Annotated in this window: 12 protein-coding genes; 6 read left to right on the plus strand and 6 right to left on the minus strand. The window is 45.2% G+C overall.

Going from position 1 to position 16,079, the window contains the following annotated elements:
- Window positions 1–195: 195 nt before the first annotated feature.
- The 5 genes from ACQ6WK_RS03325 to ACQ6WK_RS03345 all read right to left on the minus strand — a co-directional run bounded on the left by ACQ6WK_RS03325 (window position 196) and on the right by ACQ6WK_RS03345 (window position 6,213).
- A complete protein-coding gene (locus ACQ6WK_RS03325) occupies window positions 196–1,608 on the minus strand; it encodes a transglutaminase family protein (RefSeq protein WP_432799324.1) in 1,413 nt (470 codons plus the stop codon).
- 100 nt (window positions 1,609–1,708) lie between these two features.
- Window positions 1,709–2,548 carry an endonuclease/exonuclease/phosphatase family protein gene (locus ACQ6WK_RS03330; RefSeq protein ID WP_432799325.1) on the minus strand — a complete coding sequence of 280 codons (840 nt, stop codon included), beginning with the start codon at window positions 2,546–2,548 and terminating at the stop codon, window positions 1,709–1,711.
- On the minus strand, window positions 2,548–4,326 hold the full coding sequence (locus ACQ6WK_RS03335) for a sodium:solute symporter family protein (protein ID WP_432799326.1): 1,779 nt from the start codon (window positions 4,324–4,326) through the stop codon (window positions 2,548–2,550). The genes ACQ6WK_RS03330 and ACQ6WK_RS03335 overlap by 1 nt, the downstream gene beginning before the upstream one ends.
- A 57-nt stretch (window positions 4,327–4,383) precedes the next feature.
- Window positions 4,384–5,190 carry a type II secretion system protein gene (locus ACQ6WK_RS03340; protein WP_432799327.1) on the minus strand — a complete coding sequence of 269 codons (807 nt, stop codon included), beginning with the start codon at window positions 5,188–5,190 and terminating at the stop codon, window positions 4,384–4,386.
- 72 nt (window positions 5,191–5,262) lie between these two features.
- Complete coding sequence (locus ACQ6WK_RS03345) at window positions 5,263–6,213, minus strand: hypothetical protein (protein WP_432799328.1); 951 nt, start codon at window positions 6,211–6,213, stop codon at window positions 5,263–5,265.
- Window positions 6,214–6,513: 300 nt separating this feature from the next.
- Here ACQ6WK_RS03345 and ACQ6WK_RS03350 point away from each other — a divergent pair, with 300 nt between their 5' ends.
- From ACQ6WK_RS03350 to ACQ6WK_RS03375, 6 genes are all read left to right on the plus strand, one after another.
- Window positions 6,514–7,626 (plus strand): GntR family transcriptional regulator, encoded by a 1,113-nt coding sequence (locus ACQ6WK_RS03350; RefSeq protein WP_432799329.1) that lies wholly within the window; start codon window positions 6,514–6,516, stop codon window positions 7,624–7,626.
- Window positions 7,627–7,847: 221 nt separating this feature from the next.
- Entirely contained in the window at window positions 7,848–8,915 is a 1,068-nt protein-coding gene (locus ACQ6WK_RS03355) for a LacI family DNA-binding transcriptional regulator (RefSeq protein WP_432799330.1), read from the plus strand.
- Between the two features lie 212 nt (window positions 8,916–9,127).
- The gene (locus ACQ6WK_RS03360; RefSeq protein WP_432799331.1) at window positions 9,128–10,018 is read left to right on the plus strand and encodes a PEP-CTERM sorting domain-containing protein; all 891 of its coding nucleotides are present in this window, start codon (window positions 9,128–9,130) and stop codon (window positions 10,016–10,018) included.
- Window positions 10,019–10,127: 109 nt separating this feature from the next.
- On the plus strand, window positions 10,128–10,907 hold the full coding sequence (locus ACQ6WK_RS03365; protein ID WP_432799332.1) for a type II secretion system protein: 780 nt from the start codon (window positions 10,128–10,130) through the stop codon (window positions 10,905–10,907).
- Window positions 10,908–10,972: 65 nt separating this feature from the next.
- A complete protein-coding gene (locus tag ACQ6WK_RS03370) occupies window positions 10,973–12,979 on the plus strand; it encodes an FG-GAP repeat domain-containing protein (protein WP_432799333.1) in 2,007 nt (668 codons plus the stop codon).
- A 69-nt stretch (window positions 12,980–13,048) separates the two neighbouring features.
- Window positions 13,049–14,596 carry a hypothetical protein gene (locus ACQ6WK_RS03375; RefSeq protein WP_432799334.1) on the plus strand — a complete coding sequence of 516 codons (1,548 nt, stop codon included), beginning with the start codon at window positions 13,049–13,051 and terminating at the stop codon, window positions 14,594–14,596.
- A 287-nt stretch (window positions 14,597–14,883) separates the two neighbouring features.
- Here the strand turns inward: ACQ6WK_RS03375 and ACQ6WK_RS03380 are convergent, their stop codons facing one another.
- Window positions 14,884–16,071 (minus strand): sialidase family protein, encoded by a 1,188-nt coding sequence (locus tag ACQ6WK_RS03380; RefSeq protein ID WP_432799335.1) that lies wholly within the window; start codon window positions 16,069–16,071, stop codon window positions 14,884–14,886.
- Window positions 16,072–16,079: the final 8 nt, after the last annotated feature.

The raw sequence follows: 16,079 nt of genomic DNA on the forward strand, positions 1-16,079 counted from the left end.
CGCTCGCATGACATTCACCAACGTCAAGGACAATGGCAGGCACTGGAAGTAGGTTTCGCGGCGCGCCTATCCGTTGCCCCGAATCTCTTGCAACAAACCAGCAATCTCTCTTGTCCTTGATTACATTGAAAAACATGATCGTCTTGCCATGAGCACTGGCAGAGTAGATTTTAAACGCGACATATTTTATTCACCCTATCTCGGAAGTTGTAATTGCTGGTTTAAGTGGGTGGGATTTGGTTGTCGATGCGGTTGTACACGGAAGGCTTTGTTTTGCAAAATTAACGTTCGTTTGTTGTCGTATAAGCTGGAGGTATTGATCTGTTGTATCAGAGCCTTTCCCGGGTTTGGCATCTTTTGCCCATTTGGACCAATTGGCATATGCGGCTTTGTTTTCTTTTGTGGCATGGCACTTGTCAACATGATCTGTTGCAGTGCTGGCGTTTCTGATTTGTAGCTACATAACTGGGCGGTATTCACGAACCACGTGCTAAAGCATGGCCTGTGGTTGTCATAACGAAACGCGTTTTCATAACAGCGGGCGGCAAAAGCGTACTGTCCTACATCCATTGCATGGTGGCCACGTGCAGCCATGAACTGAGCAAACTCTTCGGCAGAATCAAGAGATTTCAGATAACCATTTGCTTCAATTTCTTTAGTAGTCAATTTCTTTGGCCATATACGGTAGTAGTCATCATTGTAACGGTTAAAACCATTAGTTGTTTCGATGTTGAATCGTTCCTGCTTCAGCTCCCGAAACCTGGAGTTTACATACCAATCCGTGTTCTCACTATCCCAACGAACGAAGATGTGCGATTCAGTTGTCACGAGCTTGAGCGGGTAGCCAAGGCGTCTGCCAACTGCGACGTAAAGTATTGGTATAGAAACACATGTTCCACCCGGTGTATTTGCGGTTGTATTTCCTGAGACAGGGATCATGCCATGGATGAAAGCAACGGATGGATCGGTAAAACTAAAACTGCTAATCGCTTTTGGGTTATATTTGATATTTAGGTCTTCGTAGAGTACTTGGGCAAGCATCTCTGCTCGGTACTGAGCTTCACTGTTGCCGTAATGTTGAGCAAAAAGAGGGTCAGACACACGATAGAGATGACGGTCCGTTTCAATCGCAACTCGCTTTGCCCATTCATCTAGAGTTTTTAGAGCGTACTGAATGTCCAAGTTTTGAGTTGCTGGCAACTCGCTTGCGCAGAGCAGGTTCATGCGAGCAATGTCTACTTTGTCTAGTTCTTTTTTGGACAGACTGAGTAGTTCGTTTAGCGTTTTAGGCTGGATCTCAAAGCTGGTGTGGAGTTTGGTGTGGGAGGTGAGTGAAAATGATGTAGATTTTTCAACTTGCGAACGGTTCGTTTGCTTGGGGCCGTTTTCACTATCAATTCGTTCTGGTTGCATGGAGAGAACTGCCAACGAAATCATAGTGCCCAATGCTACTGCAAGTAGTGAATGATTCAGTATTCTTTTGCGGCGTATATGTGCAGGCACATTGACATACTCCGTTTGGCTAAGGTCTGGCGGTTTTTGCTTTGTATGGCGGATTTGCCCCATCTGAAGCCCCACGAATAGGAATTTAGTAAACTCATTGTCCATAGGACGTCACGGTTGTCAAGGTTTGTTGCCGACAGCCAAGCTTCTAAACTTGAAGCAGAATCTTAATTGTGAACAACATTGTGTTGTTGGCGACAAAAGTTTATTGCTCTTTACGCTTTATTTTGAGATCGAGTTCAACCATCAATGGCCGGTGATCTGAGGCTTTACCGCTATCAACTACCCATGCTTTGATTGGGGATACTGTTGAGGTGTTTCGAAGATACACATGGTCGATTGTTTTCTGTGGTTGCCCGGCAGGAAATGTTGCAAGATCATCTTGTTCGCCAACACGATTCCACATTTTGTCAAGCAAATTGATCGCTTGGTCGCCCGGCTCAGCATTGAAATCGCCTGAGAGAATGAATGCTTCATCATTCTTGACTAATCGCTCATTGATCCACTTTGCCTGCTTTACACGGCTTTCAAGGTGAGTATGTTGAAGATGAGTTGAGCCAAAGCGAACATAAGTCCCTTTTGCTAGTTTTACGCGAATCGTGAGTACCGCTCTTTGTTCTTTTTTGTTTGGGCGTGGCAGTTTGTAGTTTCGATGAGAATTGATTGGGAATCGTGATAGAATCGCGTTGCCATATTGTCCGTTATCATACGAAATCGCCGGCCCAAAGATGCCATGCATGCCAGTTAATTCCGCCAGAACGGCAACTTGGTCTTCGCCGCCACTACGTGTGGTGCGGCTGTCTACTTCCTGAAGCATGACTACATCAGGTTCGTTTGCTTTGATCACTTCTGCAATTCGATCCAAGTCAAGTTCGCCGTCTGTTCCTTCGCCATGATGGATGTTGAAACACATAATGCGCAGTTTAATACGGCCTATATGTTCATCTTCTGCCATAACGGGGTTGTCTAACATAAGGGAGCCAAGCATGGCGAAACCCATCAATAAAAAAACTATTCTGCGGGTTCTATTCAATACGTTCGTCATCAAATCTGCTCCTGCATTTTTTCGAGCGTCGATGGCTCATGATCCTTTGTCGTTATTTCAATGCTTACACGGTTTTGTTCCAATCGATATAAAACCAATCCCGCAACAAGTGCGATCATCGCGAGTACTAAACTGGAAAAAACCTCTCCGAAGATGAGCTGTCCGATTGAAAAACATAGTCCAAGCAGGAATGTGATCCCTAAAAGAACCGACATGAGGTTGCGGCCGAGTACACCGATATCTTTCGTTCGATCGATTCCCGCTAAATCATAAATTCGTCCCCATCCCATTCTTCCTGGACGTACACGTTTTGCAAATACAACCAATTGTTCGTCACTGGTAGGAGGTGTTAACAGCGTTACTATTAGCCACGTAAGCGTGCTGACGGCCACTGTTACAAGCAGGCGGCTTGTGTAATGCCAATCCGGAAATATCGCCTGTAAGGCGGTGGCGCATATGCCAGACGCGAGCATCCCTGAAAACTCTGTCCACGCATTTGCTCGCCACCAGAACCAACGAATGATCCACGTCGCACCTGCGCCACCAGCAAATGTTAGAAGAAATTTCCATGCGCCAACAACACTATCCATACTAATACTCAGGCCGATACTCATTATTAAAATGAGTCCCATTGCTACGCGCGATGCCGCGACGTAGTGCTTGTCATCCGCACCTTTCACAAGAAAACGCCTATAAATATCATTCACCAGATACGATGCACCTAAGTGTAGGTGGGTGTCGATTGTTGACATGAATGCGCCTACCAAACCTGTAACGCACAACCCAAGAAGCCCAATTGGCAGGACTTTTGTCATTGTTTTTGAATACACCTGCATTGAATCACTTTGTTCTGATGGATCAAGTAGTACCATTGAGCACAACGCGACCAAAATCCACGGCCAAATCTGTAATGTGTAATTCAATATGGCGTACAAAAAACTTCCGCCGACTGCATCACGCTCGCTGCGAGCTGACAGCATTCGTTGAATGTGTTTTCCTCCTCCGTCTGCATACTTATTCGCCCACCATTGCACCGTTAAGTATGTGCCTAGTACGACAAATGGCATGGTTCCATCTTCACCAAAGGTAGGCAAGAAGCTTGTGGTGTCTGTGGTTCCGGTGGTCCGTTCATTTAATTTAGTAACCAGTGTGGTGATGCCTCCCACTTCATACAAGGCTGCAGCCGCAAGAAAAATACTCCCAAGCAGCGCGATAACATACTGCATCATGTCTGTCACCAAGACACTGTAAAAACCACCTGAAGCGGAATAGAAAAGAGCTACCGCGGCTAGGAATCCAAGTATCCAGATAGGATTGAATGGTGTGAGTCCTTGAATCATCTTGTACATTGCCAGGAAGACCCAGCCAACAATGAAGATGTTGAAGATCGCCCCAAAATATAGACCTTTAAGTACACGGAGCACAGCGGCAGATTGCCCGTCGTAACGCAATTCAGTCAGTTCAACATCCGTCATGACACCGCTTCGTCGCCAGAGGCGTGCAAATACAAACGACACCAACGACACCGAGATCAATCCTGCCCACACAAACCAGACACCCGCGATTCCTTCGCTGTAAACGGTTTCCACAATGGCAATCGGCGTGTCCACCGAAAAATTGGTGGCTGCCATTGACACACCAATCAACCACCACGGTGCTGAGCGTCCCGCAAGAAAGAAAGCGTCCTTGGATTGCCCCGCCTTTTTTGAAAACCAAATGCCGATGAGTATCGACGCGAGAATATATGCCGCGACAATCAAAATATCAACAAGCGTCATTTACGTGATCCATCTTTTCTTGAATAAAGAACTCACCAAGCAGCAATCACTATTGGATTACTCTTCAAACTCACCCGGGAGGTAATATTGATTGACGGGTAACTCGCTGTTCAGCCCACCATCACCCAGCAGCATCAAAACTCGTTCATCTGCAAAAAGCAGATGACCTAATCGAAATACAGATCCATCAGTGCGCAGATAATTGTTATCTACTTTGCCGCGTGTATTTCCGCGTTTGACATAATAGCTGCCGTGATAGTTGGGGTTGTTGTCGTAAAGTGCTTCTTCCATGCCGCCTTCTGTGTTATGCGAGGTATAGACGAAACCGCCAGCATTGGGACGATAGCGATCAAAATCCGCAGCAAGGATATCAAAGGTACGTTTGCCACTCGGGCTTTTTTGTACCCACTTCGTTTTGTCAATCGTATCCACACCTTGTTCAATCAAAACTGTGCCGGATTCAAAACGGCGGTCAAGGCCAAACCATAAAGAGTATGAAGATAAGATTTTGGGTGAGGTTGTTTCGAGATATGACCCGATTGGGCCGGGTGATAAAGGGCAGCTGAAGAATTCAAGATTCATGTAAGCTTCGTATTGTTTGCGTATATCAAAGCCACGGCCACGATCGCTTAGTGCGTGCGCTTCAAGCAAGCCGGATCTATCAATGTATTTCCCATTTTGGTCGGTTGCTGCTGAAAAAGTAGCAATTCCTACCTGTCTTAGATTTGACGAGCACTGTGTGAGCCGAGCTACATGTCGTGCAGAGTTTAGTGCTGGCAGAAGAATAGAAATTAACAATGCAATAATTGATATGACTACAAGGAGTTCAATCAGGGTAAAGGCATGTGCTTTTTTGTTGCTCATCTTTAGAATCCTGTTGCATTTATAAAGAATATTCCCGGATAGCCGCGAAACCATCTGGGAACAAAGGGTACATTAATGTTTGCGCCGCAAACCAAGAATAGTTCCAAAGCCAATTAGCAAGCTGGCGGCGCTTGCTTCCGGTACAGCTACAGGTGTCACATCGTCAAACGTTGTGCCAATGCGGATTTCGTCAAAATCTGTGCTATACCGCGACCAGACTGTAATGGAGTCAATTTTCAGATCATCTTCAAGATCAAAAGATAGATCACCGTTGCCGACAGGTGCATTTTCCAAGTCTGGATTAAACCAAACATCAATCTTATCTTTGCCGCCTGATGGGTTAAATGGATCGAAATCATTGAATTGAATGCGTGCCAGATACATGACTATAGATCCAGAATCAATCGTTCCTTCTGCAGATCCGTGACCTTCTTGTTGTACATTCCATTTGGTGCTGGCTGATGAATCCATACCCATTCGTAGGTTGCCACCAGGTGATCCCGCTTCGCCGTCGCCGCCTTTACCGAATGAGACGAATGAGTACCGCGATCCTCGATCACCGAATGCTTGGGCGATAAAACTGATCCATACTTCAGTACCGGCGGCACCAAGTTCTTCGTTTAGTGTTCTGTGGCTACGTGTATAGTTGGCGAACCCTGTGCGTAAGGCATTGCCTTGTTGCTCAAGTGTTTTTGACTGGCTGTCTGTGTAGCTGGCTGGCGATGTCCTGGCATCTGTTGGAAGGCCTGGGGTAGGGTAGTCGGTTCCTGCTGTTGCAATGCCGTTGTCCCATGTGCTGTCGGTTCGCCAAGCACCTGCGAAGCCTATGCCGCCATTCAATCCTGCAATACCGCCCATTTGCTCAGCTTCCGTACTTTTGGCTGTATCAGTTCGATACTGTACACGTTCGTAATCGAATCCTTCGTAAGCTAATAGATCAGCGTTTGCGGTGCCGACCCATATGCTATTGGCAGCGGCCAATACGGCTAATGCACTCAGACTAGTTGTAGCTGTTTTGATCATACTTTCTGTTCCTCTCATGGATGGCAAAATTAAGATGCAATCTTGTCTCAAACTTGATCATTATTGATATCATACTTTGGACGGGTGTTTCGTCTGCGATGCGATCTAGAACAAGTGAACAGGCCATAAATTAACCCTTATTTGATAATAATAAAGCATTAAACCATTAAATTCGAGTCAATTTTTGGGGGTTGGCAGTAAATACTTGTTTCAAATTTATATCAAACATATGATAGTGGCTGTAAAGCCATGCAGCTTGCATTACTTCGAGCATGATTTGGATATGAAATGGATTAAGACATGAATACCACGTTCGGTGCTGAATCCTCTTTTGCGAAGAAACTTTCTATCTGTAGTGAGCTTCGTCAGAAATTAGTTGATGGCACGATCGGGGCTGGAGCAAAGTTGCCTAGTGAGTATCAGCTCAGTAGGAACTTTGGCGTGTCGCGTTCAACTGTTGTTCGGGCGCTCAGTCAACTTCGTGATGAGGGACTCATTCAAAGTAAACGCGGGTCCGGACATTTTGCTGCAGAGAATCTTCATTCAGCCAATCGCCATCTCTTTGGTTTGTTGAGCGAGCTTACGGTTGAGACGGATGCGGATTGTCAGTTAGTACAGTTTCAGCTTAATCTTTCATTGCAGCTTCAAGCTGATCGTAAAGGGCTTATTGCTTATTCCACCGGAATCTCTGATGGGTGTGCAATTGAAGCTGCAGAGTCACTGATTTCCCAGGGTATTAAGGGGGCGCTTTTTGTTCCTATGGAATTGCAGCCGCCGCAGGACAGTATCAATCAGAAAATCATTGATACGTTTCGTAGAGCAGGCGTTTTCGTAGTGCTTGTTGACCGTGATATTGTCTCGCCACCATTGCGAAGTACATATGATTTGGTTACGCCGGATCACCGTGCGATGGGATATCTTGCCACGCAGCATGTTATTCAACGCGGCGCGAAACGTATCGCATTTATTGGCAATAGTGCGCAGGCACCGGGGGTTCTTGATCGGCATCTTGGTTTTCGTGAGGCGCACGCGCATAGAGGCATGAATGCTGAGCCCGCGCTTGCATGGATGCCGGATAATCATGAGTTTTCGGCAGATTGGGTGGCTGAGATGTTTCGTAAGCACAAGCCTGATGCGATTGTTTGTAAATCAGATAAATTTGCTCGTACTGCTATGATTGGTTTGCAATCGCTTGGTTTAAAGTTGCCGGAGGACTGTTTGCTTATGGGTATTGGTGGGGAGAATTTCTCTGCGTCGCTTACGCCGTCACTTTCAACGGTTGATACATGCATGAATGCACTTGCGGTGAGTGCTAAAAATATCCTGTTGCGGCGGTTGGAAGATCCGAGTATTTCGCCGATTCATGTTACTACTAATAGTCAGCTTGTTGTGCGGCAGTCTACGGGTTGTTGATTGTGGGTAGGTGATCTGGAGCTAGGTTTTGCGGCAGGGGATACGGGGTGACTCTTTTGCAAATTTTTGCAAAAATCCGGTTGTTTTGTATCTGTGTAGATGCTGAAGGTGGCTTTTGAGGTGATTTAAGATGATTTGCAAGCTCGTTGTGCAAAAATAATTTAAAATTTCAGAAAAAATTGCATAAAAATATTGACCGCTGTTGTTGGGTAGGTTAGTCTATGGCTATGCGTTTGAAAGATATTGCAAGTCATGCTGGTGTGTCGATTTCAACCGTTTCGCGGGTACTGAATGGTGAGCCAGGGCCAAGTGAGGAAACGGTGCTTCAGGTGCGCAAGGCGATTGAAAGCAGTGGCTATTTATCGAAGCGATTGGCGGTGCGGAAAAAACAGCCGAAGCGCGATGGGATCAAGACGGGTAATATTGGTCTTGTTCAATTGTATGAAGGTAATCGTTCGCATGCGGAGTTATATGTTGAGTTACTTCGCGGGGCTTGTGCTGCACTTTCGAGTGAAGGTATTAATGTCATTGTTGGTCAGGCGAATGCAATGAGCGATTTGCCGCCAGCAATATTGAATCGGAATGTGGATGGTTTGTTGTTGTTGGGTTCGCCGGTTAGGGGAGGGGAAATGGAAACATTTTTGGGGACATATACGAGCGTTTGGTTAACAAGCCATAATCCAAATGGTGAAGATGATGCGGTTCTTGCAGGCAATGAAAAGGTAGGGCGGGTTGCTGCAGAATATTTGGTTGAGGGTGGGCATAAAAATTTAGCATTTATCAATCCTGATGTAGATCATGCGGTATTCTGCCGACGAGGCGATGCGTTCATGTTTGCCGCGCAGCAAAAGAAAGTAAAAGTCGAGATGCATGGGGGTAAGTGCTATGAGCTTGATGAAAAGGGGTTGCCGAATTTTGGGCATTTAGAAGCAAAGTTGAAGCCTGTGTTCGAACGGATGATGAATAAGAAAAACAGGCCGACAGGTTTCTTCATACCGAATGATCTCATCACTGCCATTAGTTACCGTATTCTTCAGTCATTGGGTATTCAAATTGGCAAGGATATTGAGGTTATTTCTTTTGGTCATGAACTTACATACCTTGCAGGGTTGTCACCCAGGCCGGCAATGATTGATTCTGGTGCAGAGTTAATCGGAAGACGTGGGGTAGAGCAGTTGTTATGGCGGCTATGTAATCCAGACCAAGATCGAACAGTTGAAGTTGCGATTGATCCACATATTGTTCCAAGTGAGACGCGGCGAGAGGTTGGTATCAAGAACTATGTATAGATGAGTGATCGTATTCAGATAAATTGTCTTAACTAGCTAGCATAAACGTGAAGAGTGTGTTTCGTGAGTCACTATGGTGATGGTTTGATCATCGTATGTGATTGCTATCGGTGCGAGTGAAAGTTTTGCTTGTATCGCCAGTTGTAGCTATTCGTTGTTAAATCATATTGATTTATTTTCATGGTCTGATTTATTACGCAGGAGAAACACACATGTTTAAGAGAATGATTGCGCTTAGTATGACATTGGGTATGGCAAGTCAGTTATGTGCAGGGGTAATTGCGACGGAATCGTTTGATTATGAAGTGGGGAGCATCAGCACAAAGAATGGTGGGGCTGGTTGGAGCAATGCATGGTCGCAGCAGAGTGCTGCGGGTGGAAGTGGCACTTCATCGGTTAGTGGTAGTAGTTTGACATTCAGTAATTACGAAACATCCGGTGGTTCATTAGAAGTCAAATTAGATGATGCTATAGGTCGAGGGGCATTTCAGACACAGTATGCGATTAGGAATCTAGGTTCAGTACCAGCATCCGGCCAAGATCTGTGGGTTAGTTTTTTGTATAAGAATAGCGGAACGATTACCAATTCGATTGCATCACGTCAGATTGAGCTAAGGCATGGTGGTTTTCAATTCCGCATTCGGCCGAAGGATGGTGGGCATCGGGGCGTTGCCATTGGTTATGATGGTGGAAGCTTCCAAAGAAATAATGATGAGTATATACAGGATGGTGGGACATATCTTTTTATAGCACGGTTTGATATCGGTGATGGCGGTAGTAGTTCGCAGGGCGCAAACCTATGGGTGCTAAATGAGACAAGCTATGACCTGATCAAAAATGGTGGTATTACACTTTCAGAATTAAATAGTGGCGCATTCACAAGTGTTGAGAGTACGAAGAAAGATAAGGCACTCGGGTCAAATGCACAGCTTGCGATTGGCTTGAGTACGAGCACAGATGAAGGTTTGACGAGCCTCTTTGATGAATTCAAGTATGGAACCGCTCTTGAGGATGTGATTGGAAATCAGGTGCCTGAGCCTGCAAGTATGCTTTCAATCATGGCGGGTGTTGGCGTGTTGAGCTTGGTGCGACGACGCAAATAAGAAACACTCATCACGTTATGTGAGGGCCAGCCTGCTTAACGGTAGGCCGGTCTTTTAGGGTCAAGTTGTATTAATAAGGCCGAAGAACATTAATTGTAAGGATAGAACAATGAAGGTTAAGGGATTCACGCTCATCGAACTATTAGTAGTCATATCAATTATTGCACTTCTCATTAGTATTTTGCTCCCGGCATTGTCGAAAGCGAGAGAGTCAGGTCGGAGGATTTCCTGTTTGAGTAATGAACGTCAAATGATGATTGCAGCATTAGCGTACATGGCAGATAATGATGATACGTTCATGTTTCAGGCTGCTTGGGATGGTGCGGTTGGAAATGCACTTGCATCTACAACAACGGAAGAGAATTGGCTGCGATCGATGCAACGGTATTTCAGTGTAGATAGCATTGAAGATACACTAAATTGTCCGACAGTTTTGTCACAAACGTCAACTATAGATTTGAGTGATAAGACTAGTTATGCTTCGAATGGTATGTTAACTTGGTTTGGTGGAAAGCAGATTAAATCGCCTTCAAAAGTGACTTCATTCTCAGATGAACTACAAGTGACAGCTATTTCTGTCGTTCGTCCATTTGCTCCGGGGAATTTTGGAGGGTTTAACACGCCGCCAGGTCAGTTTCCGTTTGAGAGTTCCGCATGGGTTGGATGGATGCGATGGGGTAGTGGGTTCATGTTATCTGATAAGCCTCACGATGAAGGGCGTAATCATGCATTTTTTGACGGCCATGCGGAAGCACTATCACATAAAGAGATTACAAGTATGAAATATGGATTACTCATTGATGGGCAGGATGTGATTGAGCCTCAGGTTGGCGGGTATTTGAATACGCAGAGATTGGGGCGGCCATACTGGTTAAAACAAACGCCGTGATTGAGTTGATATAAGGTTAGCAGTTTATCTCTCTCGTCATGAGATATTGTATTTTAGAGGTATGTATGAGATTTGCAAAGAAAATCATTCCGTTGGTATTTGGCATATTCATTATGGGAAGTGTTGTGGTATCAGTAAAAGGTGAAGACACTCCATCAGTAAAGAAGGGTATGTTAGAGCCAATTGAGTATGGGGTGGATCATACAGTTGATTTAGCTGTTGGACTAGCAGCGTTTCCGTTGCCGATGGATTACGATCGTGATGGTGATATGGATATTGTCGTTGCGAGCACAGATACGAATTGGAAGGGTTTATACTTCTTTGAGAATCGAGGCGTTGCGGATGAAAGTGGGGATATTGTATTTGAGCATCCGGTAAAGGTCGGTGAGGGTAAAAGAGCGAAAATAACATACTACGATAATGATCAGTTTGTGATTATGTCGCCGAATCGTATTCATCACGATTTCTTTGAAAACGGTTTAAGTGGCGGTAAGGAAGTTAGATTTGACGGGACAATTGTTTCCGATCAAGATTCGCATTGGGGATTGATCGATTGGGATGCGGACGGTGATTTGGATTTATTTGTCGGCAATCATGATATGCGTGAGTATGGTTGGGATGCTGGCTACGATCGGTTTGGTCAATGGAAAGCAGGTGAACATAACGGGCATTTCTATGTGATGCGTAATGAAGGTAGTAGTAAGGATCCAGACTATGGTAAGCCAGAAAAGTTGCACTATGCACCCGGAAAATTGTTGCGGAGTTATGGCCTGGCAAATCCATCTTTCTCGGATTGGGATGGTGATGGCGATTTGGATATGGTGAGTGGTCAGTTTAATGATCACTTAGCCTATTTTGAGAATGTGGGTACACGATCGAAGCCAAAGTATGCGCCGATGCGAAAGATTGTCGATTGGGAGGGTGTGATTTCATTTGATAGTCAGATGCTTTGGCCGGCGGGTGTGGACTGGGATAACGATGGGGATATGGATTTGGTTGTTGGCCAAGAAGATGGACGCGTGATGTATGTCGAATGCCTTGGTGTTATTCATGGGATGCCACATTTTCGACATCCCAAGCCGTTAAAGATGAAATCAAAATGGGTGAAGATCGATGTGCTTGCAACGCCGGTCGGTGTCGATTGGGATGGCGATGGTGATCAAGATGTGATTTCAGGTGATTCTGCGGGGCATTTAGTTTTTCTGGAGAATATAGGTGGTACAGACAAGCCGCGGTGGGAAAAGCCTGTGTATTTGCAAGCTGATGATCGTGTGTTTCGAGTTCAAGCGGGTGAGAATGGAAGTATCCAAGGACCGGGTGAAGCGAATTGGGGTTACTGTGTGCCGAGCGTTAGCGACTGGGATAGTGACGGAGACTTAGATATTGTTCTAAACAATATTTGGGGCGAAATTATCTGGTTAGAGAATATTGGTAGTACGACATCTCCTGAGTTAACTTATCCAAAAGCGGTTCGAGTGAAATGGAAGAACAAGCCTAGAAAGCCAGCATGGATGTGGTGGCGTCCAAGTAAGGATCAGTTGGTGACGCAGTGGCGAACAACACCGTTTATCATTGATTTGAATAAAGACGGTTTGGCTGACTTGGTCATGCTTGACGCTGAAGGATATCTGGCATTTTGGGAACGCAAGGTAATTGATGGCGAGCGTTGGCTCCTTGAAGGTGCTCGTATTTTTAAGAGTGAAAGTGGTGTGATCGATGATGGCAACAGGGCCATACGTAAAGGTGAACCGGGGAGGCCGCTTCGGTTGAAGCCGAAGGATAGGGTGAGGGGTTGGTCGGGTCGTCGAAAGTTTGTCATGGTTGATTGGGATCTTGATGGTGATCTTGATCTATTGATCAACAATCGTAATACAGATTTTTTACGCAATGTATCTGACAAGCCGGGCGAGTACCTTTTCCGTGATGAGGGGAAGGTTTCGGATCGCATACTTGCAGGGCATACACTTTCGCCAACAATCGTGGATTGGGATCAGAATGGTGTGCCGGATTTATTGATTGGAGCGGAGGATGGGCGGTTGTATTTCATGCGTAATCCCCATGATGCGGATTAAACGGGGTTCGAAAATCAATCCCTATAAATATTGATTGGATAGAGTCATTACAGATTCAAGGATATTGGTATGTCTACATATGATTTGAGATATTCAGGAAAAAGATGGACGGTTGTTTATGGGGCGTATGAGGGTGTTGAAAAATTTGCGATCGAGGAAATTTATGATGCGGTTCAAAAATGTATGCCCTATACCGTTCGTTGTGTAGATGCACAGACATGTGAGGTTAGTGATCACGATCATTTAATCGTTGTTGGTACACCATCTAACAATTCATTGGTACATGATTTGATCGCACGTGGTTTTTTGGATGTTCCAGATCAGTCTCAGGGGTATATCGCTGTTTGCCAAGAGAATGTATGGAATTCTAACAATCGTATGATTGTGATTGCAGGTCATGATTCGCACGGTGTTCTGTATGGGGTACAGGATTTCTATACACAAGTTATCGCATTGCAGCTCAAAGATGTTATTGAACAGAGCGAATTACGTTCTTCATTTGATCAGTTGCCAGATGTAGCGATGAATGACTACCCAAGAATCGAGCATCGTGGTATATGGACGTGGGGCTATGTGATTTATGATTATGTCCGTTTCATAGACAATATGGCTCGAGCTAAAATGAACATGTTGACGATTTGGAATGATTGTCCGCCTGTGAATATTCAAGAAGTTATTGATTACGCGCACAGTCGAGGCATCAAGATCATTCTTGGATTTCCGTGGGGTTGGGGTAGCAAACTAGATCTAACTTCACAAGAGGATCGTGATCTCATACGACAAAGTGTATTAGATGAGTACAAATCGCATTATTATAAATTAGATATTGATGGGATATATTTTCAAACTTTGACTGAGCATAATCACGTGGAGATGGGAGGCAGTTCCGTTGCGCGTATCGTTTGTGATTTTGTGAACGATGTTGCTAACGATCTTTATGAGATAAATAATGATTTGCATATCCAATTTGGATTGCACGCAACATCTATCTTAGAGAAGTATGAGGATCTTAAGGATCTTGATGAGCGTGTAACGATTGTATGGGAGGATGCAGGCGTCATACCTTATTCATACGTTCCGAAAGATTGTTTGGCTGAAGGCCCAGAAGGGAATAAAGCGATTGGATTGAATTCATTCGACAAAACCATGCAATATACAAAGAAGCTGACAGGCTTTAGGAAAGATACAGGTTTTGCGATAGTTCCCAAGGGGTGGTGCTGTATTGATTGGCATCATGAATTTGAACATCATCGCGAGTTTATCCTTGGGCGATCTGATCTAAGTAGATGTGAAAATCAGTTAGATGTTCGTATGCGTCGAAATTGGGAAGCAAACAATACTCTGTGGGAAATGAATTACCCGTTTGCGATCCAATTCTATAGCGAGCTTATAAATTCTCGTAGCCATCCCTTGACTGTTACTGGATTAATTGAGGATGGCCTGTTTGAAGCAGTTATCCAGCCATCAGCTTCAATTTTCTCAGAAACTATATGGAATCCACTGCGGGATCCCGCTGATATTCGTCAAAGAGCAAAACAGGTTGAATACGCCATTAATTCACGAAATCCGTTATATCATGGGACCACCAATCGTTGTGAGTATGAGATGACTTCATGATGTGCGAGTATTCAATCATGTTTAGGTGCCGTTGCCTCATTGGCCTGTTGATTGTCCATGGAACTGCAACCGTTGTCAGATTAATCTTTCTTGCGATAGGCGCATTATCAAATCCGATGATAGTGAGGATTGGTTTGTTGTGATTGCGCATTTAGTAAGTTATGCTTTCTGCTAATCTGGTATATATAAAGAAACAATCCTCGCCAGAGCGCGGGGATTGTTACTTTCTTTAGCATGTGAGAATGATTACGCTTGCTATTTCGAAGGCGGCATGTGCTGGAGGCAATCTATTTCTTGCTTTCAAGCCATTCCATGTTGAAGCGAACGAGTGTGATGTTCTCAGCATAGATGTCTTCGCCACTTTCAAACACACAAAGAATAGTTCCATCGGGTGCGACGGCTATGTCCGAATAGCCGCTTTTCCCAGCGTGTAGTTGTTTGGAAATCGGCCAAGATTTGCAATCATTCAAGCTCATATGAACGGTCATGTTTTTGCGCCCTGCATGAGGAGCGATGCCGCTGCTTGGTTCCATGTAAACTGATGGATTGATGAAGAGGACGCGGCCTTTGATGCCTTTTTCCTTATCTGGAAAATTGTAGCGGATCATGGCGGCGTGGCATTTGGGTTCTTTAAGATCTTTCTCGACACCAAATTCAGTGAAGGTTTCGCCGCCGTCACGGCTGATTGCCCACGTGCGATATCCTGCGGTACGCGGATGATGGTTACGGTTACTCATATAGACTGCACCGTCAGAAAGCTCAACGATACATGCTTCGCCGCTGTAACCTTGTGAGCTGCCACCCCATAGCCAGGTCTTGCCGAAGTCATCGCTATAAGCGACGGTGTTGTGCGCGTTGGGGCCGACACGTTCCCATTGTTTACCGAAGTATCGTCCGGGGATGACAAGTCTGCCAGCATGTGGTCCACGGGTGAGTTGGATCCCATCACCAATAAACCATGCGAGGCCGCCAGTTTTGTAGAGGAACATCGAATCGGCAATGTCAATGCCTTTACCCCAGTTTTCACCATCGGTGCTTGAGAAAACTTTAAGCCCTCCACCAAGCTTAAAGCCCTCTTGCGGATGTTCGATCATCCAGTGTTCGGTGGTAGGTTTGCCGCTCGAATCTTTCATGGGCCATTTTCTAACGAAGCGGAACATACGTTTGTTGATGTCATCAACGACGGTTGCGGGGCGGAGGGATTTGGTTTCATGCCATGTTTTGCCGTTGTCATCACTGTATTTGTAGTAGTTTATGTCTTTCCCGCCGGCATCGCGCATGTGTCCAACCTTGAGTGTTCCTTTGGCGATGATGCGTCCGTTGGGAAGCACGGTCAAGGCAGGTGAGCGGTAGTGGTCCTTACTGGTTGGCCGTTTAAAAAGCGTTGTTTTTTCAAACATGGGCTCCGCACATGCAAAGGAAGGTATAAGCAGTGTGGAGGCAAGAAGTATGATCAGAAAGCGTCGAGTCATCATCCGATTAT

The organism is Poriferisphaera sp. WC338 (assembly GCF_050931845.1).
In the GTDB taxonomy this organism is placed as follows: Bacteria; Planctomycetota; Phycisphaerae; order Phycisphaerales; family Phycisphaeraceae; genus Poriferisphaera.

Bases quoted from the DNA above. Each gene is read 5' to 3' on its own strand.
- ACQ6WK_RS03325 (WP_432799324.1), bottom strand. From the start codon at position 1,608: ATGGACAATGAGTTTACTAAATTCCTATTCGTGGGGCTTCAGATGGGG.
- ACQ6WK_RS03330 (WP_432799325.1), bottom strand. From the start codon at position 2,548: ATGACGAACGTATTGAATAGAACCCGCAGAATAGTTTTTTTATTGATG.
- ACQ6WK_RS03335 (WP_432799326.1), bottom strand. From the start codon at position 4,326: ATGACGCTTGTTGATATTTTGATTGTCGCGGCATATATTCTCGCGTCG.
- ACQ6WK_RS03340 (WP_432799327.1), bottom strand. From the start codon at position 5,190: ATGAGCAACAAAAAAGCACATGCCTTTACCCTGATTGAACTCCTTGTA.
- ACQ6WK_RS03345 (WP_432799328.1), bottom strand. From the start codon at position 6,213: ATGATCAAAACAGCTACAACTAGTCTGAGTGCATTAGCCGTATTGGCC.
- ACQ6WK_RS03350 (WP_432799329.1), top strand. From the start codon at position 6,514: ATGAATACCACGTTCGGTGCTGAATCCTCTTTTGCGAAGAAACTTTCT.
- ACQ6WK_RS03355 (WP_432799330.1), top strand. From the start codon at position 7,848: ATGGCTATGCGTTTGAAAGATATTGCAAGTCATGCTGGTGTGTCGATT.
- ACQ6WK_RS03360 (WP_432799331.1), top strand. From the start codon at position 9,128: ATGTTTAAGAGAATGATTGCGCTTAGTATGACATTGGGTATGGCAAGT.
- ACQ6WK_RS03365 (WP_432799332.1), top strand. From the start codon at position 10,128: ATGAAGGTTAAGGGATTCACGCTCATCGAACTATTAGTAGTCATATCA.
- ACQ6WK_RS03370 (WP_432799333.1), top strand. From the start codon at position 10,973: ATGAGATTTGCAAAGAAAATCATTCCGTTGGTATTTGGCATATTCATT.
- ACQ6WK_RS03375 (WP_432799334.1), top strand. From the start codon at position 13,049: ATGTCTACATATGATTTGAGATATTCAGGAAAAAGATGGACGGTTGTT.
- ACQ6WK_RS03380 (WP_432799335.1), bottom strand. From the start codon at position 16,071: ATGATGACTCGACGCTTTCTGATCATACTTCTTGCCTCCACACTGCTT.